We start from the raw sequence: 20025 nt of genomic DNA, 5'->3' as shown, positions 1-20025 counted from the left end.
GCTGTATCTACTATCTTGCTGATGCCCCCCGTTTGCCGCGGGGGCAGACAAACTCAAGGAGAAGGTTTTTGGAAGACGACGTTACCAACGGCAGGCAGGTTGCCAATGGCAGATCCCCTTCATGGCTGGAAGTTCTTCAGCGTCTTTTTCTCGGCAAACGCCGCGTCCTGACGGAAAGAGAGCTTCAGGATGTTATTACCGAGTCGGAGGAAGAGGGAATCATCAACGAAGAGGAAGGAGAAATGCTCCAGTCCATCTTCGAATTCGGCGAGACCATTGTCCGGGAAGTCATGGTCCCGCGCACCGATATGGTCTGCTGCTCGACCACCGCCACTCTTGGCGAATTGTTGAAGGCCATCATCGATTCGGGGCACTCCCGCATCCCCATCTATGAGGGGACCACCGACCGGATCGTCGGTGTGGTTTACGCCAAGGACCTCCTCAAATTCTGGGGCGCCGAGACGGAGGAAGTGAAGGTCACGGGAGTCATGCGCACACCCTATTTCGTGCCCGAGACCAAGAATATCGAGGACCTTCTCCAGGAATTCCGGACCAAACGGGTTCACATGGCCATCTCCATTGACGAATACGGCGGCACGTCCGGCCTGATCACCATCGAGGATCTGATCGAAGAGATCGTCGGCGACATCCAGGATGAATACGATCTTGAGGAGGTCTGGCTCCTGGAAGAGGTGGGGGGCAGCGTGCTGGTGGACGGCCGTCTCAATATCGAGGAGCTGGAGGAGCATTTCAAGATGGTCATTCCCCGGGATAAATTCGATACCGTGGGGGGCTATCTCTTTCATTTGATGGGCCATGTTCCCCTGGAGGGGGAGGAGATCCGCGACAGGGATCTGGTCATGACAGTGGTGGAATGCGACGAACGCAAGATCCGCCGGGTGCGGGTTCGCCGTGTCGACCCGTCCGAGGCGCCGCAGGAGGAGCGGGGCTGATTCCATGGGGCGCTTTCTTTCACAAAGAACCACGCTCTGGTCCCTGCTTTCTGGGCTGCTGCTGTCGCTGTCCTTTCACCCGCTAGATTTGGCGGCCGCGGCCTGGTTCGCCTTCATCCCCCTTTTCCTGGTCATGCACCGCCGCCCGTTCCGCAGCGGTTTCGCAGCCGGTGTTGGATTCTTCGCGCCGGTTCTGTACTGGCTGAACATCGTCATGACCACCTATGGGAGGATGCATCCGTTCTTCTCCCTGGCCGCCTATCTCATGCTTGTCTGCTACCTGGCCCTCTTCTTCGGGGCGGCGACTTGGGCGGCCTGCCGCCTGCGGGAAAAATCGGGACGTTCCGTCCTGCTGACCCTGCCGGTTCTCTGGGTCGCCCTGGAGTTTCTCCGCTCTTTTCTGCTTTCCGGCTTTCCCTGGGCCAGCCTCGGCTATTCTCAGCAGAGTCTCCTGATCTTCATTCAGTCCGCCGATCTTCTCGGCGTCTACGGCCTCAGCTTCCTGCTCATCCTCGTCAACGCCGTTCTCGCTGTCTCCTGTCGGATCTTGTGGCGCCGGGATTTCGATGCCCTTCCCCGATGGGCACTGACCGTCGCTCTCGTTCTCTTTGCCGCCAATCTGGGTTACGGATTCCTCCGGCTCTCCCCGGAGATCGATGTGCGGGAAAAAACCCTGCGGACGGTTCTGGTCCAGGGCAATATCGACCAGGCTGTGAAATGGGATCCCGCCCATCAGCGCACCACCATCGACACCTACCTTGATCTTTCCTTCAAGGCCGCGCGCCAGGGTCCTGTCGATCTGATCATATGGCCGGAAAGCGCCACCCCCTTCTACTTCCAGGATGGCGGTCCCTTGAGCGAGCTGGTGGAGGCCATCCCCCGCAGAACCGGAGCTCATCTGCTTTTCGGCAGCCCGGCCTACGAACTGGCGAACAAGCGCTACAGCTATCTGAACAGCGCCTTTCTCCTCTCCGGTCAGAGCCGGGTGCTCGGTCGCAGCGACAAGATTCACCTGGTCCCCTTCGGCGAATACGTACCGCTGGGTCCCTTTCTCCCTTTCGTTGATAAACTGGTGACCGGCATCGGCGACTTCACCCCCGGAACCGTGAGCCCGCTCCCCCTGAACGGGGCGGAGATCGGCGTGCTGGTCTGCTACGAAGCCATCTTTCCCGAGTTGGCCCGGGAATGGGTCCGGCGGGGGAGCGATCTGCTGGTGAACATCACCAACGACGCCTGGTTCGGCCGCTCCTCCGCCCCCTGGCAGCATCTCGGGATGACCCGTTTCCGCGCCGTAGAAAACCGCATCTGGATCGCCCGCGCCGCCAATACCGGTATCAGCGCCTTCATCGCACCCTCCGGCCGCGTTACCGAACAGAGCCCTATTTTCGAGACCCTCTTCCTGAGAGGTGAGGTGGGTCTGGGGGCGCACACCACCCTGTACACCCGCATCGGCGATGCGGTTCCCATCATCTTTCTCTTCCTCGGAACCTGGTGGCTGGTTCAGACCCGGCGGAGGCTGGGGAAAGGATAGGCTCAAGGAAAAACCCGCTTGCTCCACAGAAGGGAAGTGCTGACCGTAAATGGTCGGGCTTCCCTTTTTTATATTTCGCGTTTAAATAGCCGATGAATAAACTGAAATAAGATAAACCCTGAACCCAGGAATGGCCGAATTTTGCTTTTGTAGTCCTGATTCTAGGAAAAAAGTTCGGTGGGGAAAAATGCTGGCGTAAACAACCTGTGGGCAGGCACCATGCGAGGCCAGTTTCCTGACAGCAAAAGTTTATCCCAGCGAAGGAGGAACGTTGTCCAAACCCGTCGCAATAGCCTTGCTGATCCTCGCGATCATTGTAGCCGGCATCCTCGCCTATACCCAGACCGGCATCCTCATGTAGGTCGAACCGGCATCCGTATAACGAATAAGGCCCCGGTTGTATAGCCGGGGCCTTTTATTGTGCGCCAGGCATGGCGCGTGGCGCGCAAGCGCCATCCAATCAGGTATGGTGCCTGATTGGTGACTTGGGGGTGCAAGTCCCCTCGGGACCCTGATGACGGGAACCGCTAGCCGGACGGCGAGGGTGTCCATCGCGAGGTGGAATCCGAAGGAAGCCGCAGGCAAAATCCCGGCCCGACGAACAGAAACCGCATACGAGGCTTGGAAGATATCGCCGTCGCCGATCAATGGGCCGATTCAGGACATCTTCAGGCATGCCCGCGCCGAAATGGATGATTTCTGCAGGCTGCTGGCAAGGGAGGATTACTCCGTCTGCTGAAATGGTGCGGCCGAATCAGAATCGACGGATATCGATGCGTCCGCTCTCGATCATCCTCTGCAGCCAGTACCTGGCGAACTGCTTGATGTGCACGCGGGTGAAGGGGGCCAGGAGGGAGAATCCCAGAAGGTCGGTACAGAAACCCGGGGTCAGCAGCAGCACACCACCCGCCAGGACCATCGCGCCATCCAGCAGTTCGGAAGCGGGAAGGCGTCCCTCCGCCATCTCCGCCTGAATGCGGCGCAACAGGTCGAAACCCTGGGTGCGGGCCAGATAAGCACCGGCGATACCGGTCAGGAGAATGAGTGCTATCGTGGGTCCGATACCGATGAGGCCTCCGACCTTCAGGAGGACATAGAGTTCGACCAGGGGGATGATGGTGAAGAGTGCAAGGAGTCTTATAAACACATTCCGCTCATTAATTGGTAGGGGTTAAGGAATAAAACCTTGTTGACGTTTCAAAAAGACCGATAGGGGCTAAGCCGTGTGTAACATATTGAAAAACAACAACAAATAGATGTGAATAAAAAATAGGCAATTTGGTGTGGCGGTGAAATGCGCCGTGGCCGGATCGGCTATACACAAGGTTTTCCACACCTTGCTCACAGGTCATGTGGAAAAAACGCCGAGGCGGTTGATTGCTCAGGGTTTTTGTTTGATCCGAACACCATGGGATTTCTGATCCACCGGACCGAACTATTGGACCGCCGGATGCACATTATTCAGAGTCCTTGAAGCGGTTGAGGGTCATACGAAGAGCCTCTTCGGCATCGAGGTCCATCACCCATCCCATGTTGACCAGCGCGAAAAGAAGATTACCGAATGAATCTTCCAGACTGTTCCGGTCCTCTTTCTCCATCGCATTTTCGAAAACGTTAAGCGCCTCGCGCACTGTCGGCAGGATCGTTTCCTCTCCCTTCCGATTCGTTTTCTCTGCGAGTTTACGGGCGCGAATAAGGGAAGGCATATTCCGGGGGATATCGCCCATATCCGGAGTTCTCTCCCCTTTCGCCGCTTTCTCCCGGTCCTTGATCTGATTCCAGAGGAGATCCCGCGACGCGCGGTCGCCGTTTTCCAGATCTCCAAAAACGTGCGGATGGCGTCGCACCAACTTGTCGGCTATGGCGGCGGCGACATCACCGAAGTCGAATGCTCCTCGCTCCTCAAAGATGCGCGCCTGAAAAACCACCTGAAGCAGGAGGTCCCCGAGTTCGTCAAGGATAGCCTCAGGAATACCGTGGTCGATCGCTTCCAGCACCTCGTAGACCTCCTCCAGAAGGTAGGGCTTGAGGGTCTGCGGTGTTTGTTCGGCATCCCATGGACAACCGCCGGGAGAGCGCAATCGAGCCATCGTTTCCAGGAGCCGGCCGACGGCTTGGATCGTTTTGCTGGTTTCAGGCATCTCTTCCCCAAAAAGAAAATGAGTTGCTCCTTTTTATCTTATGACACTCCTGATTGCAAGGATTGCTCACCCCCATGGTAATTAAGGGCTTGCAAATTCACCTAGGATGGGCTAATAAAAACTGTTATGCCGGTCCCGAAACCCGGGGTTGTTTTCCCTTGACAAACAAGGGCCAGTCTTTATACTAACCGCTTTCCGATGGCACAGAGACGCCCATGCGCATTCGCATCGACGATATAAAGGACGAAGGACTGACTCTGGATTTTGCCGAAGACGCCACGGCATTCCCGGAGTTGGCCGAGGTCTCTGCCGCTGGAGACTGTGAGTTCCCCGCCCCCGTGAAGACGCGGCTGCGCGCCTTTCAGGTTAGAGGCATGGTCGAGGTGGAGGGGCAGGTGGAAACCACCCTTCGCCAGTCCTGCGGCCGCTGCCTGGAGGAATACGAAGAGACTCTGAGTGCGTCTTTTGCGCTGACCTACACCAGGGAGTTGCCCGAGGTGGAGGAAGACTCCGGGGATGAGGTCGAGATCAGCGCCGAAGAGATGGGTCTTATCCTTTTTGAGGGGGAAGAGATCGATTTAAGGGAAGCGGTTCAGGAGCAGGTCATCATGGCCCTGCCGCTGCAGCCGCTGTGCGGCCCGGAGTGCAAAGGACTATGCCCCCAGTGCGGAGCCAATCTCAATGAGAGTGAATGTGGTTGCGGGCCTCCCGACTTCAGTATCAAATTTGCAGCACTCAAAGGTTTCAAGGTGGACAAGGAGAAAAACAAGTAACGGCTGGCGTCCGGGAGGCTCCGGATGCGGCCCGCTTTTCACTAAAAAACCGGCCCTCAGCCGGATCCAAGGAGAACCAGACCATGGCAGTACCCAAGAAAAAGACTTCCAAATCCAAACGTGATATGCGCCGGTCCCATGACGCCCTGGCGACGCCCGGCATTTCCGTCTGTCCCCAGTGCCAGGAGCCCAAGCAGCCTCACCGCGTTTGTGCCAGCTGCGGCACCTACAAGGGCAAGGAAGTCGTCGGAACTGAAGAATAAGAGGGCGCTCGGTTGAAGCAGTACATTACTGTTGCCGTCGACGCTATGGGCGGAGATAATGCTCCTTCCGTCGAAGTAGAAGGTGCGGTGGCCGCAGCCCGGCGTTGGGGCATTGCTGTCATTCTGGTCGGCGACCGCAAACGGATCGAAGAAGAGCTTTGCAAACACCGCACCGACGGATTGGTGATCACCATTCATCACGCCAGTGAAGTGGTGGGGATGCACGATTCGCCATCCGATGCCGTTCGGAAGAAAAAAGACTCCTCGATTCGGGTGGCTTTCGAACTGGCCGCAAAAGGGGAGGCCCAGGCAGTAGTCAGTGCCGGAAACTCCGGAGCGACCATGGCTGCGGGCATGGTGGTTCTGAAGCGTATACGGGGGATCGACCGTCCGGCAATTGCTACCATCATGCCCAACCTCAAGGATCAGACGCTGGTTCTCGATGTGGGAGGCAATGTGGATTGCAAACCCTCCCATCTGGCTCAGTTCGCACTCATGGGCTCAGTCTATGCCCGTCATGTCCTCGGCAAGAAGAGCCCCAGGGTCGGACTTCTGTCCAATGGCGAGGAAGAAAGCAAGGGGAACGATCTGACCCGGGAAGCCCACCGTCTCCTCAAGGGCTCGTCTTTCAATTACGTCGGGTACATCGAAGGTCGGGACGTATTTAATGGATCTGCCGACGTGGTGGTCTGTGACGGTTTTGTCGGTAATGTCGTTCTCAAGGTCGCCGAAGGTCTCGCAGATGGTATTGGAACCATGCTGCGCAGGGAGATCAGCCAACGGTTCATGGCCAAATTAGGGTATTTCCTGGCTCGTTCCGCCTTTCGAGCCTTCAAGAAAAAGGTCGATTACGCCGAATATGGCGGCGCTCCGTTGCTCGGCATTGCAGGCACCGCTATGATCTGTCACGGTGGCTCCAACTCTCGCGCCATTATGAATGCCGTGCATCAGGCTCACGAGAACGTTGCCAAAAAGGTGAATGAAAAACTTGCCGTTCTGCTCCAGGAGGATACCGGTGAACCGACCTTGAAGTCGTTACCCGAGAAGCCTGACGGAAATCGGCAGGGCGAAATGCCCGTTTAGAGGAGTACTTTTGAAAAGAGCACGCATCATAGGGACCGGATCCTGCATACCTGAAAGAATCCTCACCAATTCCGATCTGGAAGAGATGGTCGATACGTCCGATGAATGGATAGTCACCCGGACCGGCATTCGCGAGCGTCACCTGGCAGCCGAAGGCGAGTTCACCTCGGATCTGGCCACCGCGGCGGCGCGCCAGGCTTTAGCCATGGCCGGCGTCGACCCGCAGGAAATCGATCTCATCGTCGTCGGGACGATCACCGGAGATTTCCCCTGGCCTGCCACAGCCTGCCTTGTTCAGAATAACCTTGGTATCAGAGGGTGTGCGGCTTTCGACGTTTCGGCTGCCTGCAGCGGGTTCGTCTATGCCCTCGACTGCGCCGTCAAGCGTATCGAGACGGGGGCGAGCAAGAAGGCCCTGGTTATCGGCGCCGAGATTCTCTCGCGGATCGTCGACTGGCAGGATCGCAACACCTGTGTTCTTTTCGGCGACGGAGCCGGGGCGGTGGTTCTGGAAGGGCAGGAGGGGGATAGCGGCGTTCTTTCCACACATCTGCATGCCGACGGTTCCTTTTGGGAGCTTCTCCACCAGCCTGGATTCGGCTCGCGATTTCCCGCTTCCGATGGAGGCATAAAGGATCGTCTTCCCTTTCTGAAAATGCAGGGCAACGAAGTTTTCAAGGTGGCGGTTCGCTCCTTGCATGAAGTGGCGGTTGAAGCCATCGAAGCCAACGGCATGTCTACTTCTGACATCGACCTGTTCATTCCCCATCAGGCCAACCGGCGCATACTGGAGGCCACGGCTAAAAGGCTGGGTTTCTCCGATGAGCAGGTCTACATCAATGTCGACCGTTTCGGGAACACTTCCGGAGCCTCCATCCCCATAGCTCTTGACGAAGCCAACCGCAAGGGCATGATCAAGGAAGGGGACATCATTCTCTTTGATGCCTTTGGCGGTGGTTTCACCTGGGCTTCAGCCCTTATTCGCTGGTAATCATTACTTTGAGGAGCTTTTGATTTCATGATCGGTTTTGTTTTTCCCGGCCAGGGTTCTCAGTATGCCGGCATGGGCAAGGATCTGGCGGACAACTTTTCCGTGGCGAAACAGCTCTTCGAAGAGGCGAACGACAGCCTGGGCTTCGATCTGGCTTCTCTCTGCTTCGATGGCCCCGAAGAGGATCTCAAACTGACCACGAACACCCAACCGGCGATACTGACGGTCAGCATCGCCGCTCTCAGGGTGATCGAGCAGGAAACCGGTTTTGCTCCCGCCTTTGCCGCCGGTCATTCCCTCGGGGAATACTCGGCCCTGGTCGGAGCCGGCGCGCTCTCCTTTGCCGATGCCGTGCGCGTCGTCCGTAAGCGGGGCGCCTTCATGCAGGAGGCGGTGCCGGTCGGGGAGGGAGCCATGGCGGCTATTATCGGTCTCGACGGTGCACCTCTCGAGGATGTCTGCCGAGAAGCCGCACAGGGGAAGGTGGTTTCACCCGCCAATTTCAACAGCCCCGGTCAGGTGGTGATCGCCGGCCATGCCGATGCCGTCGAAAGGGCCATTGATCTGGCCAAGGCCAAGGGGGCCAAAAGGGCTCTTCCGCTCCCGGTAAGCGCGCCCTTTCATTGTTCCCTCATGGTTCCGGCCGGAGAACGGCTCAAGGAAGTGCTCGAGAGTATTGCGGTAAACCCCTTGAACATCCCCGTAATCAGCAATGTCGAGGCCGTTCCCAACGCCGATGCCTCCAGGGTCAAGGATCTTCTCGTCACTCAGGTGAGTTCGCCGGTCCGCTGGGATGAATCGGTTCGTGCCATGGTCGGGTTGGGGGTTAAGCGGTTCATCGAAATCGGGCCCGGAAAAGTCCTGGCTGGACTCGTCAAGCGCATCGACAAAGAAGTTGAGGCGCAGAGCTTTTCAGATGTGGCCGGCCTGAGGTCTCTTAAGGCGTAGTTCGTTATACTTTTCTCGTGATTTCTGAATCAAAGGAGATGTCTGCTATGGAAAATAGAGTGGCTATTGTAACCGGGGCTTCCCGCGGCATCGGTCGAAGCATCACCGAAGCTCTGGCTGCCCGGGGAGCCCGAATCGTTGCGGTGGATCTCGATATGCAGGCCACGGAGCAATTTGTCGCCGAACTCAAGGCCAGCGGCACGGAGGCGATCGCCGTCCAGGGGAACGTCACGGACTCCGCCGATGTAGAGCGGATTTTCGAAGAAGCTCTCAAAGCCTTTTCTCAGGTGGACATTCTGGTCAACAACGCCGGCATCACCCAGGATGCCCTTCTGCTGCGGATGAAGGATGAGCAATGGGATGCGGTTCTGAACGTCAATCTCAAAGGCGCCTTCCTCTGCACCCGTTCCGCTGCCAAGATCATGAGCAAGCAGCGTTACGGCCGGATTATCAATATCGCCTCCATCGTCGGGCAGATGGGGAACGCCGGGCAGGCAAACTACTGCGCCAGCAAGGCCGGCCTTATCGGTCTGACCAAATCGAACGCCCGTGAACTGGCCCGCCGAAACGTGACCGTCAATGCCGTGGCTCCCGGATTCATCGCCACGGCCATGACTGACGCTCTTCCGGAGAAGGCCCGCCAGGAACTCTCCTCCCAGATCCCCATGGAGCGCCTGGGTGGACCCGAAGATATCGCTAATGCCGTCATTTTCCTTGCCACCGAGGCCTCCGGTTACATCACCGGGCAGGTGCTGGCAGTCAACGGCGGCATGTACATGTAGGTTTCTCACTGTCCGATCTCCGATCGGCCGTAACATCATACACAGGAGGTGAAGCAAATGGCTTCGATTGAAGAAAGAGTTAAGCAGATTGTGGCGGAACAACTTGGCGTTGACGAAGGTCAGGTGACCAATGAGGCGGCTTTCATGGACGATCTCGGCGCCGATTCTCTCGACACCGTCGAACTCGTAATGGCGCTCGAAGAGGAGTTCGATATCGAGATCTCCGACGAAGACGCGGAAAAGATCCAGACCGTTCAGGACGCCATCACCTACATCACTGAAAATTCCTGAAGTTTTTCCATGGGGAGGAGGAAATTATTTCCTCCTCCCGTATTTTGTCTTACTACCGAATTTGCAAACTCAATGTCCGGCGGGCGGAAGTGATTCACCGGCCTCGACAGTTAGACATAGATAGCTGGAAACGGATCAGATCCCTTGCGGAGGAAATATATGCGTAGAGTCGTCGTAACTGGCGTCGGCGTGGTTTCACCTCTTGGAACCGGCGTGCAAAAGAACTGGGATGCCTTGATGCGAGGCCAATCGGGTATTGGCCCGATTACTCGTTTTGATGCTTCGGAACTGCCGACTCAGATTGCCGCCGAGGTCAAGGATTTCAACGCGGAAGAGTTCATCGAGAAAAAAGAGCTCAAGAAGATGGACCTCTTTATTCAGTACGCCATGGGAGCGGCCGATCTGGCTATGAAGGATTCCGGTCTGCAGATCACTGATGAGAATGCCGAACGGGTAGGCGTTCTGGTCGGATCGGGGCTTGGCGGTTTGCCGACCATCGAGAAATATCATAAGGCGATGCTCGAAGGCGGATACAAGAAAATCTCCCCTTTCTTCATTCCGATGCTGATCATCAATCTCGCGCCGGGCCAGATCTCGATCAAACACGGCGCCAAGGGCCCCAATCTATCATCCGTCTCCGCCTGTGCCACCGGGACGCACTCCATCGGGGACGCCTACCGCATGATCCAGCGCGGCGACGCCGATGCGATGATTGCCGGCGGCGCCGAATCGACCATAACGCCCCTGGCCATCGGCGGCTTCAACGTCATGAAGGCACTCTCCACCCGAAATGATGACCCCACCGCAGCCAGCCGCCCCTTCGATATGGGACGGGACGGATTCGTCATGGCCGAGGGGGCTGGCATCGTCATTCTCGAGGAATACGAGTCGGCCAAAAAGCGAGGCGCCAAAATCTACGGCGAAGTTGTCGGATACGGCCTGACCGGAGATGCCTATCACCTTACGGCCCCTGCGCCCGAAGGGGAGGGCGCCGCCCGGTGCATGAAGATGGCTCTCGCGGGTGCGGGGATCGACGCCGCCGAAGTCGACTATATCAACGCCCACGGCACCTCCACGCCTTTCAACGACCGGTTCGAGACGATGGCCATCAAGACCGTTCTGGGCAATCACGCAAAGAAGGTCATGGTCAGCTCCACCAAGGGCATGACCGGGCACGGGCTTGGGGCCGCTGGTGGGTTCGAGGCGGTTTACTGCCTCCTGGCGATGGATCGCGGCGCGGTTCCGCCGACCATCAACTATGTCGATCCGGATCCCGACTGCGATCTCGACTATGTGCCCAACGAGGCGCGCCAGACCGAGGTGCGGGTGGCCATGTCCAATTCGCTCGGTTTTGGCGGCACCAACGCCACCCTGCTCTTCAGGAAAGTCTGATCCGATGTTCATTATTGCCAGTGACCACGGCGGCCTGGAACTGAAGGACGCGATCAAGTCTTTTCTCGAAGACAGACGCATCGAAGTCCGTGATCTGGGGACCATGAACAGTAATTCCGTGGACTACCCCGATTTTGCCGAAAAGCTGGCTGTCGCCCTGACTCGGGGAGAAGCCGAAAATGGAATACTGATCTGCGGCACCGGCATCGGCATGTCCATTGCCGCCAACAAGTTTCCCGGAATTCGCGCCGCCCTGATCACCGACGAGTTCACCGCCCGCATGTCCAAGGAACACAACAACGCCAATGTCATCGTCATGGGCGGCAGGGTGCTGAAACCGGAACAGGCCTGCGCCATGGTTCAAACCTGGCTGGAGACGGCCTTTGAAGGGGGACGACACCAGGGGCGACTGGATAAGATCTCCCAGATCGAACAGAAGATCCGGGACGGAGAGCTCTGATCCTCCCGCTCCGGAAGGGCAGGCCTCGTGCCTGCCTTTCCTTTTTCCAAAGAATCGTATACCATTACCTGACCCGTTCCCTGAGGAGGTTTGAACAAGATGTCCGAGACCCTCAAGCAGTTCGATCCTGAAATCGCCGCCGCTATCCGTCGGGAGACGGAACGCCAGGAATACAGTCTGGAATTCATCGCTTCGGAAAACTTTGTCAGCGAACGGGTGCTCGAGGCGCAGGGGTCGGTACTGACCAACAAGTATGCCGAAGGGTATCCCGGCAAACGCTATTACGGCGGCTGTGAATTCGTCGATGTGGCCGAACAGCTGGCCATTGATCGTGCCAAAGAGCTCTTCGGCGCCGAACACGTCAATGTGCAGCCTCATTCCGGGTCACAGGCGAATATGGCGGTCTATTTTTCCGTCTGTCAGCCCGGTGATACGGTGCTCGGGATGAATCTGGCCCATGGCGGCCATCTCACCCATGGATCTCCCGTCAATTTCTCTGGCAAACTCTTCAACATCCTCCCTTACGGGGTGAAAAAGGAAACCGGAATCATCGATTACGAAGAGGCGGAGCGTCTTGCCGAGGAACACAAGCCCAAGCTGATCGTGGTCGGAGCCAGCGCCTATCCGCGCACCATCGATTTCGAAGCCTTCCGGCGCATCGCCGACAAGGTTGGCGCCATGGTGATGGTCGACATGGCGCACATCGCCGGCCTGGTAGCGGCGGGAGTTCACCCCAGTCCGGTCCCACACGCGGAATTCGTTACCACGACCACCCATAAAACCTTGAGAGGCCCCCGCGGCGGGATGATTCTGTGCCGCGAAGAGTTCGCTAAAAAGCTGAACAGCAACATCTTTCCCGGCATTCAGGGCGGACCGCTGATGCACGTCATCGCCGCCAAGGCTGTGGCTTTCAAGGAAGCACTGGAACCCGAATTCAAGGGTTACGCCCTCCAGGTGGTAAAGAACGCCAGAGCACTGGCTGACGGACTGATGCGGCGGGGCTTCAATCTGGTTTCCGGAGGTACGGATAATCACCTCATGCTTGTCGACCTTTCGGGGAGTGAAATCACCGGGAAGATGGCGGAAGAGACCCTGGAGATGGCAGGAATAACGGTGAACAAGAATGCGGTCCCTTTCGACACCCGTTCGCCTTTTGTGACCAGCGGTTTCCGTATCGGCACACCTGCAACCACCAGCCGCGGCCTTAAGGAAGAAGAGATGGAGACGGTGGCCACGTGGATCGGCCGGGCTCTTCAGAACGTCGGCAACGAAGCGGAATTGGCCCTCATCCGCAACGAGGTGAAGGAGCTTTGCCGTAAATTCCCCCTGTATGCACATCGTCTGAAATGAACCGACCTTCCTGGGAAGAATATTTCATGGATATCGCCCGCCTGGTGGCCAGGCGCTCGACCTGCCTGCGCCGTCAGGTAGGCGCCGTGCTGGTTAAGGACAAGAACATTCTGGCTACCGGCTACAACGGGACTCCCTCGGGTATAACGCATTGCAGCGAGGTCGGCTGCCTGCGGCAGAAGCTGAATGTCCCTTCAGGGGAACGCCATGAATTATGCCGGGGACTTCATGCCGAACAGAACGCCATCATCCAGGCGGCTAAACACGGCGTCAACATAGCCGAAGCGACTCTCTACTGCACCAACTCTCCCTGCATCATCTGCTCTAAAATGATTATCAATTCGGGAGTCCGGAGGATCGTCTATCTCGAAGGATATCCGGATGAGCTTTCCCTTGAGATGCTCGGCGAGTCGTCCATTGAGGTCTGCTCCTTTGGTGACCAGTCGACCCTGAACGCGGAGAACGCGCCATGAAGTGCCCCTTCTGTGGTTTTGCCGATACAAAGGTGATCGATTCCCGCCTGGGCAGGGAAGGAAACAATATCAGGCGCCGCCGGGAGTGCGTGGACTGCGAGCGTCGCTTCACCACGTATGAGAGGGTGGAGGAAACTCTTCCCCTGGTGGTGAAAAAAGACGGACGCAGGGAACCCTTCGACCGCCAGAAGATTATTTCCGGCATGCAGCGGGCCTGTGAAAAACGGCCGGTGTCCATCGCCACCATTGAAAAAATGGTCGACCGCCTTGAAGTCACGCTTCAGGAGAGCGGTGAAAAGGAAATTGAGGCGAGCAGGATCGGCAAGGCGGTGATGGAGGCCCTGCACGATATCGATGAGGTCGCCTACGTACGTTTTGCTTCAGTATATCGTCAGTTTAAAGACATCAACGAGTTCATGGCCGAGCTCAAGGAAATACTGGCCAAGGATGAGGGGAAGGGGCGGCCCTGAACCGGTTCGGCCGGTTCCGTCTCGCAATGCCATGGCAAAAGATGTGATGCGGTTAACAGAAGATTACATGGTCCGGGCTCTGGAGCTGGGAAGAAGAGCCGAGGGACGCACCCGCCCCAATCCTCCCGTCGGAGCGGTCGTCGTGCGTGACGGGGCCATCGTCGGCGAAGGTTTCCATCCACAGGCCGGTCAGCCCCATGCCGAAATCTTCGCCCTGCGCCAGGCTGGGGAAAAGGCGCGCGGCGCGGACCTTTACGTCACCCTCGAGCCCTGTTCCCACCAGGGCAGGACCGGCCCCTGCGTCGAGGCGGTTATCGGCGCAGGAATCAGAAGGGTATTCATCGGAACCCGGGACCCCAACCCGCTGGTGGAGGGGCAGGGGATCACCGGCCTTCAGGGGGCCGGGATACCGGTGCAGGTCGGAATCCTGGAATCCGAATGCCGGCGCCTGATCGCCCCTTTCGCTAAACACATCACCACCGGTCTTCCTTTCGTTATCCTCAAATCCGCCATGACCCTGGACGGAAAGACCGCCACTTCATCCGGCGATTCCAAGTGGATTTCCGGTCCCGGCAGCCGGGAGCATGTCCATCGCCTTCGCGACCGAGTTGACGCCGTCATGGTGGGTATCGGCACCGTCCTGGATGACAACCCCCGCCTTACCACCCGTCTCCCGGACGGTGGACGGGATCCCCTGCGCATCGTGGTCGACTCCAGGCTGCGCATTTCCGAGAAGGCGACGGTTTTGTCCGTGCCTTCGGAGGCAGCCACTCTCATTGCCACGACCCGGGCTGCGCCGCCGGACAAAGTCGCCCGCCTTGAGGAAAGGGGTGTCGAAGTTCTACAGATAAGTGAAAAGAACGGTCGCGTCGACCCGGCAGAGCTGATGACGGAACTGGGAGCGCGGGGAATTCAGAGCGTGCTGCTGGAGGGGGGGAGTGAACTCGGCTCTTCCCTTCTGCAAGCCGGACTGATCGACCGGGTGATGATCTTCATCGCGCCGGTTCTGATCGGCGGGGATGACGGCAAGGGGCTTTTTGCCGGCCGGGGTGCGACACGAATCGCCGATGCTCTGCGGCTCAGCGACATCTTTGTCAGACGGTTTGCCGATGATGTTCTGATCGAAGGGGAGGTTGGAAAATGTTCACCGGCCTGATCGAAGACCTCGGAACGGTCCGCGAATTCCGCCAGGGAGCCGAAAGCATCCGGCTCACTGTAGCCACGGGCATTCCCATGTCCGAGCTGCAACTCGGTGAGAGCATTGCCGTCAACGGCATCTGCCTGACGGTGGTTTCCTTCGGCGGAGGGGTTTTTTCCGCGGACGTATCACCCGAAACCCTCGATCGTACGAGTCTGGGAGGGCTCGCCCCCGGAGCCAGAGTCAACCTGGAGCGGGCGCTGCGGCTCTCGGACCGCCTCGGCGGCCACCTGGTCAGCGGCCATGTCGATGCCCTCGCAACCATTACTGAACGGAGACGGGATGCCAACGCCATTCGCTTCACCTTCGCCCTCCCGGAAGCCGTCGACCGGTACCTGGTGGAGAAGGGGTCGGTGGCCATCGACGGGATCAGTCTGACGGTCAATGCCGTTTCAGACCAGACTTTTTCGGTCGCGGTCATACCCCATACCCTGGAGATGACCACGCTGAAGGAAAAGAGCGTGGGCGCCCGGGTGAACATTGAAGTGGACATCATCGGCAAATATGTGGAACGGCTGATGGGAGGCCGCGAACAGGGCCCCGAGAAGAGGCCCTTGAGCCTCGATTTTCTTGCCAAGCATGGATTTCTGTGACATAGTCATGGGTCACGAAAGGACGCGATTATAATGCCGATTGCCAAGATAGAAGCAGCGCTGGAAGACATCCGCCAGGGGAAAATGGTCATCCTGGTCGACGACGAGGACCGTGAGAATGAAGGGGATCTCGCCATGGCCGCTGAACTGATCACCCCGGAAGCGATCAATTTCATGGCCAAGGAAGGACGGGGACTGATCTGCCTGTCGCTCACCGAGGAGCGCGCCGATTTTCTCGATCTTCCTCTGATGGTCAGGGAAAATTCCTCCTCTTTCGGTACAGCCTTCACCATTTCCATTGAAGCACGAAGGGGTGTCACCACCGGGATTTCGGCCGCAGACCGCTCGCGGACGATTCAGGTCGCACTGGCCGACGACACCACGGCGAAAGATCTGGCCCGCCCCGGTCATGTCTTCCCCCTGCGGGCGAAGAAGGGCGGGGTGCTGGTGCGGGCCGGGCAGACCGAAGGATCGGTCGACCTGTCCCGGCTTGCGGGATTGAAACCGGCCGGGGTCATCTGCGAAATCATGAACGACGACGGCACCATGGCCCGGATGCCGCAGTTGATGAAATTTGGCGAAAAGCACGGCCTGAAGACCATCTCCATTGCCGACCTGGTGGCCTACCGCATGCGTAAGGAACTGCTGGTGCGGCGGGCAGCCGAAACCGTTCTGCCCACTCCCTTTGGCGGCGATTTCAGGGCCATTGCCTATGAAAACGACGTGGACAACGCACAGCATCTGGCTCTGGTCAAAGGCGAGATCGATCCCGAAAAGCCGGTTCTCGTACGGGTTCATTCCGAATGCCTGACCGGAGACGTCTTCGGCTCCCAGCGCTGCGATTGCGGGGATCAGCTCCATGCCGCGATGTGCCAGATCGCCGAGGCCGGTTCCGGGGTCATTCTTTACATGCGTCAGGAGGGGCGAGGGATCGGACTGGTCAACAAGCTCAAGGCCTACGCCCTCCAGGATTGCGGTCATGACACCGTTGAGGCCAACGAGGTGCTCGGCTTTCAGGCAGACCTTCGCGACTACGGCATCGGGGCCCAGATCCTTGCCGAGCTTGGCGTACGCCAAATCCGTTTGATGACGAACAATCCCAAAAAGATCGTCGGCCTTCAGGGATATGGGCTGGAGATCACGGAGCGGGTGTCCATCGAAATCGAAGCCAACCAGTGCAACATCAAATATCTCAAGACCAAGCGCGAAAAGATGGGGCATCTGCTCGAGAACCTGTAGTTTTTGCCTTGAATCCGGGAGGGATTCCAAATGACCAAGACCATCGAAGGAAAACTGGACGCAAAAGGGCTCAAGTTCGGTCTGGCCGTCAGTCGGTTCAACAGCTTCATCTGCGATCGACTGGTGGAGGGGGCTCTGGACGCGCTGGTGCGGCACGGCGCCGATGAGAAGGATATCCAGCTCGTTCGTGTGCCGGGAGCTTTTGAAATTCCCCTGATCGCCAAAAAGATGGTTGAGTCTGGGCGCTTTGACGCCGTCATCTGCCTCGGAGCCGTCATCCGGGGGGCGACTCCACACTTCGATTATGTCAGTTCGGAAGTCTCCAAGGGTATCGCCTCCGTGAGCCTTGAAGCTGGAATTCCCGTCGCTTTCGGGGTGCTGACCACCGACAATATCGAGCAGGCCGTCGAACGGGCCGGAAGCAAAGCTGGGAACAAGGGGTTCGAAGCCGCCGTCACCGCCATCGAAATGGTCAACCTCTGCAAGGCCCTGTAGGAAACCCCATGAGCAAAGGTACAAGGCGCCGGGGGCGGGAGTTGGCCCTCAAAATCATCTATGGACTGCAGGACCAGAATGCCGAGACGATCGACGAGGTTCTGGAAGATTTCTGGCGGAGCTTCCGCTTCAAAGAGGATATCCTCGGCGAGCCCTGCGATGAGGTCGACCGGCCAATTCCCGCCGAGGTGCGCCGTTTTGCCGATGGGCTGGTTCTGGGAGTGGCAGAGCACCTGGAGAAAATCGATGCGGCCATCGAAGAACATTCCACCAACTGGGCTCTCGACCGAATGGCTCGGGTCGATCTGTCCCTTTTGCGGATGGCCGTCTTCGAACTTCTCTATCAGACGGAAGTCCCTTCCAGCGTGGTGATCAATGAAGCCATTGAAATCGGCAAGCGCTTCGGCACAAAGGATACGCCCGCCTTTATCAACGGCATCCTCGACAAGGTCTCCCGTACCCGCACACAATTGACCCAATGAGCAGTTTCCAGGTTCTCGATTTCCCGGCTGACCGGATTGACGGAGATGCGGTGGCTGCGCTCTTTTTCGAAGACGAGCGTCCCCTTCTCGGACCTGCCGCCCTGCTGGACTGGCGTCTGAATGGTCTGCTGACCGATCTGCTGCTCAAAGGAAAGGCTCGGGGTAGGGCGGGAGAACACGTTCTGGTGCTCAACAACGGAAAACTGGCCGCGGACTGGGTTCTTTTCATCGGCGGAGGAAGCCGCAAAGGTCTCGGACGGGAAACCGTTGAGGGGTTGTTTCGGCATTTTCTGTATACATGCCGCGATGCTGGGCTCAACCGGATCACCTTTTGCCTGGATTCCCTGGCGGGTATGGAAAAATCGGACCTCGGGGAGATGATGACGGCAGCTCTCAAGGCAATGGAGGGCCGTCGACCCGATTGCCGACTCACCTTCTTCGCTCAGAATGCCGAATTCAGAAGGTGCTCTCGCCAGGTCCCGAAATGAATCAATACAATTGACCCGATACCTTTAAGCAAGGGGATGACATGAAAGAAATCAGGATTGGCCTGCTCGGATTCGGTACGATCGGTACCGGCGTCGTAAAGATATTTCAGGATAATGCCCGGCTTATCGAGGAGCGTCTCGGAGCTCGCCTGGTCCTCGCTCGTATCGCCGATCTGGATATCACCACGGATCGAGGCGTTTCCGTCGATGCCGACTTGCTCACTACCCGGGCCGAAGATGTGGTTTCCGCACCCGACATCGATGTCGTCATCGAATTGATCGGAGGGTATGAGCCGGCCCGCACCTTTGTGCTCAAGGCCATCGAGCAGGGGAAGCATGTGGTCACCGCCAACAAGGCTCTGCTCGCCCTGCACGGCGAGGAGATTTACGCCGCCGCTGCCGAGAAGAGGGTGGATGTCTTTTTCGAAGCGGCGGTAGGCGGTGGCATCCCGGTCATATCCTCCATCAAGGAGAATCTCTGCGCCAATCGCTTCGGGAGCATCTTTGCCATTCTCAACGGCACATGCAACTACATTCTCTCACGCATGTCCAACGACGGGGATGATTTTTCCGTTGTTCTCAAGGACGCTCAGTCTCTGGGATTTGCCGAGGCCGATCCCACCTTCGATATCGAAGGGATCGATACGGCTCACAAGCTGGCTCTTCTCATTTCACTCTGTTTCGGAACCAGAGTCAAATTCGAGGAAATCTATACGGAGGGGATCAGCGGCATTTCCGCCGCGGATATCCGGTTCGCCAAGGATTTCGGCTACAAGATCAAGCTCCTGGCCATCAGCAAGGAAGACGGAGGACGCATCGAGGCCCGGGTTCATCCCACCATGATCCCCCTCCATTATCCCCTGGCCGATGTCGACGGTGCCTTCAATGCAGTGCGCCTGGTGGGTGACTTCGTCGGGCCGGTCATGCTTTACGGCGCTGGAGCCGGAATGAATGCCACCGCCAGCGCGGTCATGGGAGATGTCATGGCCATCGCCCGCAATCTGCGATCCGGAGCTGCGGTCCGCACGCCGGCCATGGCTTACTGCCCCGAACACATCGGCCGTCTTTCCATCAAGCCCATGGACGAGATCGTCAGCCAGTATTACCTGCGTTTCACTACGGTGGACAAGCCAGGAGTCCTGGCGCAGATCGCCGGAGTTCTCGGTCGACACGACATCAGCATCGCTTCCATGATCCAGCCAGAGCGGCATGAAGAAGAGGCGGTTCCCATCGTCCTGATGACCCATGAGGCGAAAGAGGTCAGCGTCCGCTCGGCCCTGGATGAGATCGACGCTCTGGATATGGTGAGGGAAAAGAGCCGCCTCATCCGGATCGAGAGCGAACTGCTGTAAAGGCTTCCCCTGGAGGGTGTGGTCCTTTCAACCCGTTGCCGTCGGGGTGGGTGGAAAATAGACGGAGGGACGGCTGCAAAAAAATTGATTTTCCAGTAAAAGTGCTTGACATCACTCGTGGGCTTTTGATACAAGTTACACCGCGTTACGGTTGTAGGCACGTAGCTCAGTGGGAGAGCACTACCTTGACACGGTAGGGGTCGGCGGTTCAATCCCGCCCGTGCCTACCAAAATTATCCGACAACCGTTATTATTGATGGAGGCATCCCCGGATGCC

Annotated in this window: 23 protein-coding genes and 1 tRNA gene; 22 read left to right on the top strand and 2 right to left on the bottom strand. The window is 57.9% G+C overall.

All coding sequences use genetic code 11. The features are described from left to right. The first annotated feature begins 68 nt into the window (after positions 1-68). Together DTF_RS0103730 and lnt are read left to right on the top strand one after the other, a co-directional pair. Positions 69-953: a hemolysin family protein gene (locus DTF_RS0103730; RefSeq protein ID WP_051360842.1), complete on the top strand. Its 885-nt coding sequence runs from the start codon at positions 69-71 to the stop codon at positions 951-953. A gap of 4 nt (positions 954-957) precedes the next feature. Then, positions 958-2484: an apolipoprotein N-acyltransferase gene (gene lnt, locus DTF_RS0103725; protein ID WP_027714227.1), complete on the top strand. Its 1527-nt coding sequence runs from the start codon at positions 958-960 to the stop codon at positions 2482-2484. A 754-nt stretch (positions 2485-3238) separates the two neighbouring features. On the opposite strand, the gene DTF_RS0103710 is transcribed toward lnt, so the two are convergent. Further along, positions 3239-3631 (bottom strand): FxsA family protein, encoded by a 393-nt coding sequence (locus tag DTF_RS0103710; protein WP_027714225.1) that lies wholly within the window; start codon positions 3629-3631, stop codon positions 3239-3241. Positions 3632-3941: 310 nt separating this feature from the next. After that, entirely contained in the window at positions 3942-4625 is a 684-nt protein-coding gene (gene mazG / locus DTF_RS21735) for a nucleoside triphosphate pyrophosphohydrolase (protein WP_051360840.1), read from the bottom strand. Between the two features lie 215 nt (positions 4626-4840). On the opposite strand from mazG, the gene DTF_RS0103700 reads away from it, so the two are divergent. The 20 genes from DTF_RS0103700 (at position 4841) to DTF_RS0103605 (ending at position 19978) form a co-directional block, all read left to right on the top strand. Beyond that, positions 4841-5398: a DUF177 domain-containing protein gene (locus DTF_RS0103700; RefSeq protein ID WP_027714224.1), complete on the top strand. Its 558-nt coding sequence runs from the start codon at positions 4841-4843 to the stop codon at positions 5396-5398. Between the two features lie 83 nt (positions 5399-5481). Next, entirely contained in the window at positions 5482-5661 is a 180-nt protein-coding gene (gene rpmF, locus DTF_RS0103695; RefSeq protein WP_027714223.1) for a 50S ribosomal protein L32, read from the top strand. Positions 5662-5685: 24 nt separating this feature from the next. Continuing rightward, positions 5686-6744: a phosphate acyltransferase PlsX gene (gene plsX / locus DTF_RS0103690; RefSeq protein ID WP_027714222.1), complete on the top strand. Its 1059-nt coding sequence runs from the start codon at positions 5686-5688 to the stop codon at positions 6742-6744. Between the two features lie 10 nt (positions 6745-6754). Continuing rightward, complete coding sequence (locus DTF_RS0103685; protein WP_027714221.1) at positions 6755-7735, top strand: beta-ketoacyl-ACP synthase III; 981 nt, start codon at positions 6755-6757, stop codon at positions 7733-7735. Between the two features lie 27 nt (positions 7736-7762). Then, positions 7763-8683 (top strand): ACP S-malonyltransferase, encoded by a 921-nt coding sequence (fabD, locus tag DTF_RS0103680; RefSeq protein WP_027714220.1) that lies wholly within the window; start codon positions 7763-7765, stop codon positions 8681-8683. Positions 8684-8730: 47 nt separating this feature from the next. Continuing rightward, positions 8731-9465, top strand: coding sequence for a 3-oxoacyl-[acyl-carrier-protein] reductase (gene fabG / locus DTF_RS0103675; RefSeq protein WP_027714219.1), 735 nt, complete (start codon positions 8731-8733; stop codon positions 9463-9465). A gap of 57 nt (positions 9466-9522) precedes the next feature. Beyond that, positions 9523-9756, top strand: a complete 234-nt coding sequence (acpP, locus tag DTF_RS0103670) for an acyl carrier protein (protein ID WP_027714218.1) — start codon at positions 9523-9525, stop codon at positions 9754-9756. 159 nt (positions 9757-9915) lie between these two features. Continuing rightward, the gene (gene fabF, locus DTF_RS0103665; RefSeq protein WP_027714217.1) at positions 9916-11148 is read left to right on the top strand and encodes a beta-ketoacyl-ACP synthase II; all 1233 of its coding nucleotides are present in this window, start codon (positions 9916-9918) and stop codon (positions 11146-11148) included. A 4-nt stretch (positions 11149-11152) separates the two neighbouring features. Further along, positions 11153-11608: a ribose 5-phosphate isomerase B gene (gene rpiB, locus DTF_RS0103660; RefSeq protein WP_027714216.1), complete on the top strand. Its 456-nt coding sequence runs from the start codon at positions 11153-11155 to the stop codon at positions 11606-11608. A 99-nt stretch (positions 11609-11707) separates the two neighbouring features. Continuing rightward, on the top strand, positions 11708-12958 hold the full coding sequence (gene glyA / locus DTF_RS0103655; RefSeq protein ID WP_027714215.1) for a serine hydroxymethyltransferase: 1251 nt from the start codon (positions 11708-11710) through the stop codon (positions 12956-12958). Next, positions 12955-13431 carry a cytidine/deoxycytidylate deaminase family protein gene (locus DTF_RS0103650; protein ID WP_027714214.1) on the top strand — a complete coding sequence of 159 codons (477 nt, stop codon included), beginning with the start codon at positions 12955-12957 and terminating at the stop codon, positions 13429-13431. Before glyA ends, DTF_RS0103650 begins: the two co-directional genes overlap by 4 nt. After that, positions 13428-13901: a transcriptional regulator NrdR gene (nrdR, locus tag DTF_RS0103645; protein WP_027714213.1), complete on the top strand. Its 474-nt coding sequence runs from the start codon at positions 13428-13430 to the stop codon at positions 13899-13901. The genes DTF_RS0103650 and nrdR overlap by 4 nt, the downstream gene beginning before the upstream one ends. A gap of 46 nt (positions 13902-13947) precedes the next feature. After that, positions 13948-15057 (top strand): bifunctional diaminohydroxyphosphoribosylaminopyrimidine deaminase/5-amino-6-(5-phosphoribosylamino)uracil reductase RibD, encoded by a 1110-nt coding sequence (ribD, locus tag DTF_RS0103640; protein ID WP_027714212.1) that lies wholly within the window; start codon positions 13948-13950, stop codon positions 15055-15057. Beyond that, positions 15042-15692 (top strand): riboflavin synthase, encoded by a 651-nt coding sequence (locus DTF_RS0103635; RefSeq protein WP_027714211.1) that lies wholly within the window; start codon positions 15042-15044, stop codon positions 15690-15692. The genes ribD and DTF_RS0103635 overlap by 16 nt, the downstream gene beginning before the upstream one ends. Before the next feature lie 33 nt (positions 15693-15725). Further along, positions 15726-16931: a bifunctional 3,4-dihydroxy-2-butanone-4-phosphate synthase/GTP cyclohydrolase II gene (locus DTF_RS0103630; protein ID WP_027714210.1), complete on the top strand. Its 1206-nt coding sequence runs from the start codon at positions 15726-15728 to the stop codon at positions 16929-16931. 30 nt (positions 16932-16961) lie between these two features. Further along, entirely contained in the window at positions 16962-17426 is a 465-nt protein-coding gene (gene ribE, locus DTF_RS0103625) for a 6,7-dimethyl-8-ribityllumazine synthase (RefSeq protein ID WP_027714209.1), read from the top strand. 8 nt (positions 17427-17434) lie between these two features. Then, positions 17435-17908 (top strand): transcription antitermination factor NusB, encoded by a 474-nt coding sequence (gene nusB / locus DTF_RS0103620; protein ID WP_027714208.1) that lies wholly within the window; start codon positions 17435-17437, stop codon positions 17906-17908. Beyond that, positions 17905-18396, top strand: a complete 492-nt coding sequence (locus DTF_RS0103615) for a M17 family peptidase N-terminal domain-containing protein (protein ID WP_027714207.1) — start codon at positions 17905-17907, stop codon at positions 18394-18396. Before nusB ends, DTF_RS0103615 begins: the two co-directional genes overlap by 4 nt. A gap of 41 nt (positions 18397-18437) precedes the next feature. Continuing rightward, positions 18438-19748, top strand: a complete 1311-nt coding sequence (locus DTF_RS0103610) for a homoserine dehydrogenase (protein ID WP_027714206.1) — start codon at positions 18438-18440, stop codon at positions 19746-19748. Positions 19749-19903: 155 nt separating this feature from the next. After that, positions 19904-19978 (top strand) — tRNA-Val (locus DTF_RS0103605). Positions 19979-20025 lie beyond the last annotated feature (47 nt).

Origin of the sequence: Desulfuromonas sp. TF (genome assembly GCF_000472285.1) — a bacterium.
In the GTDB taxonomy this organism is placed as follows: domain Bacteria; phylum Desulfobacterota; class Desulfuromonadia; order Desulfuromonadales; family ATBO01; genus ATBO01.
This window is presented reverse-complemented; position numbering and strand designations above follow the sequence as displayed.

Bases quoted from the DNA above. Each gene is read 5' to 3' on its own strand.
- ribD (WP_027714212.1), top strand. From the start codon at position 13,948: ATGCGGTTAACAGAAGATTACATGGTCCGGGCTCTGGAGCTGGGAAGA.
- glyA (WP_027714215.1), top strand. From the start codon at position 11,708: ATGTCCGAGACCCTCAAGCAGTTCGATCCTGAAATCGCCGCCGCTATC.
- fabG (WP_027714219.1), top strand. From the start codon at position 8,731: ATGGAAAATAGAGTGGCTATTGTAACCGGGGCTTCCCGCGGCATCGGT.
- DTF_RS0103635 (WP_027714211.1), top strand. From the start codon at position 15,042: ATGTTCACCGGCCTGATCGAAGACCTCGGAACGGTCCGCGAATTCCGC.
- DTF_RS0103615 (WP_027714207.1), top strand. From the start codon at position 17,905: ATGAGCAGTTTCCAGGTTCTCGATTTCCCGGCTGACCGGATTGACGGA.
- nrdR (WP_027714213.1), top strand. From the start codon at position 13,428: ATGAAGTGCCCCTTCTGTGGTTTTGCCGATACAAAGGTGATCGATTCC.
- nusB (WP_027714208.1), top strand. From the start codon at position 17,435: ATGAGCAAAGGTACAAGGCGCCGGGGGCGGGAGTTGGCCCTCAAAATC.
- DTF_RS0103630 (WP_027714210.1), top strand. From the start codon at position 15,726: ATGCCGATTGCCAAGATAGAAGCAGCGCTGGAAGACATCCGCCAGGGG.
- DTF_RS0103700 (WP_027714224.1), top strand. From the start codon at position 4,841: ATGCGCATTCGCATCGACGATATAAAGGACGAAGGACTGACTCTGGAT.
- DTF_RS0103650 (WP_027714214.1), top strand. From the start codon at position 12,955: ATGAACCGACCTTCCTGGGAAGAATATTTCATGGATATCGCCCGCCTG.
- fabD (WP_027714220.1), top strand. From the start codon at position 7,763: ATGATCGGTTTTGTTTTTCCCGGCCAGGGTTCTCAGTATGCCGGCATG.
- DTF_RS0103610 (WP_027714206.1), top strand. From the start codon at position 18,438: ATGAAAGAAATCAGGATTGGCCTGCTCGGATTCGGTACGATCGGTACC.
- ribE (WP_027714209.1), top strand. From the start codon at position 16,962: ATGACCAAGACCATCGAAGGAAAACTGGACGCAAAAGGGCTCAAGTTC.
- mazG (WP_051360840.1), bottom strand. From the start codon at position 4,625: ATGCCTGAAACCAGCAAAACGATCCAAGCCGTCGGCCGGCTCCTGGAA.
- acpP (WP_027714218.1), top strand. From the start codon at position 9,523: ATGGCTTCGATTGAAGAAAGAGTTAAGCAGATTGTGGCGGAACAACTT.
- lnt (WP_027714227.1), top strand. From the start codon at position 958: ATGGGGCGCTTTCTTTCACAAAGAACCACGCTCTGGTCCCTGCTTTCT.
- fabF (WP_027714217.1), top strand. From the start codon at position 9,916: ATGCGTAGAGTCGTCGTAACTGGCGTCGGCGTGGTTTCACCTCTTGGA.
- rpiB (WP_027714216.1), top strand. From the start codon at position 11,153: ATGTTCATTATTGCCAGTGACCACGGCGGCCTGGAACTGAAGGACGCG.
- rpmF (WP_027714223.1), top strand. From the start codon at position 5,482: ATGGCAGTACCCAAGAAAAAGACTTCCAAATCCAAACGTGATATGCGC.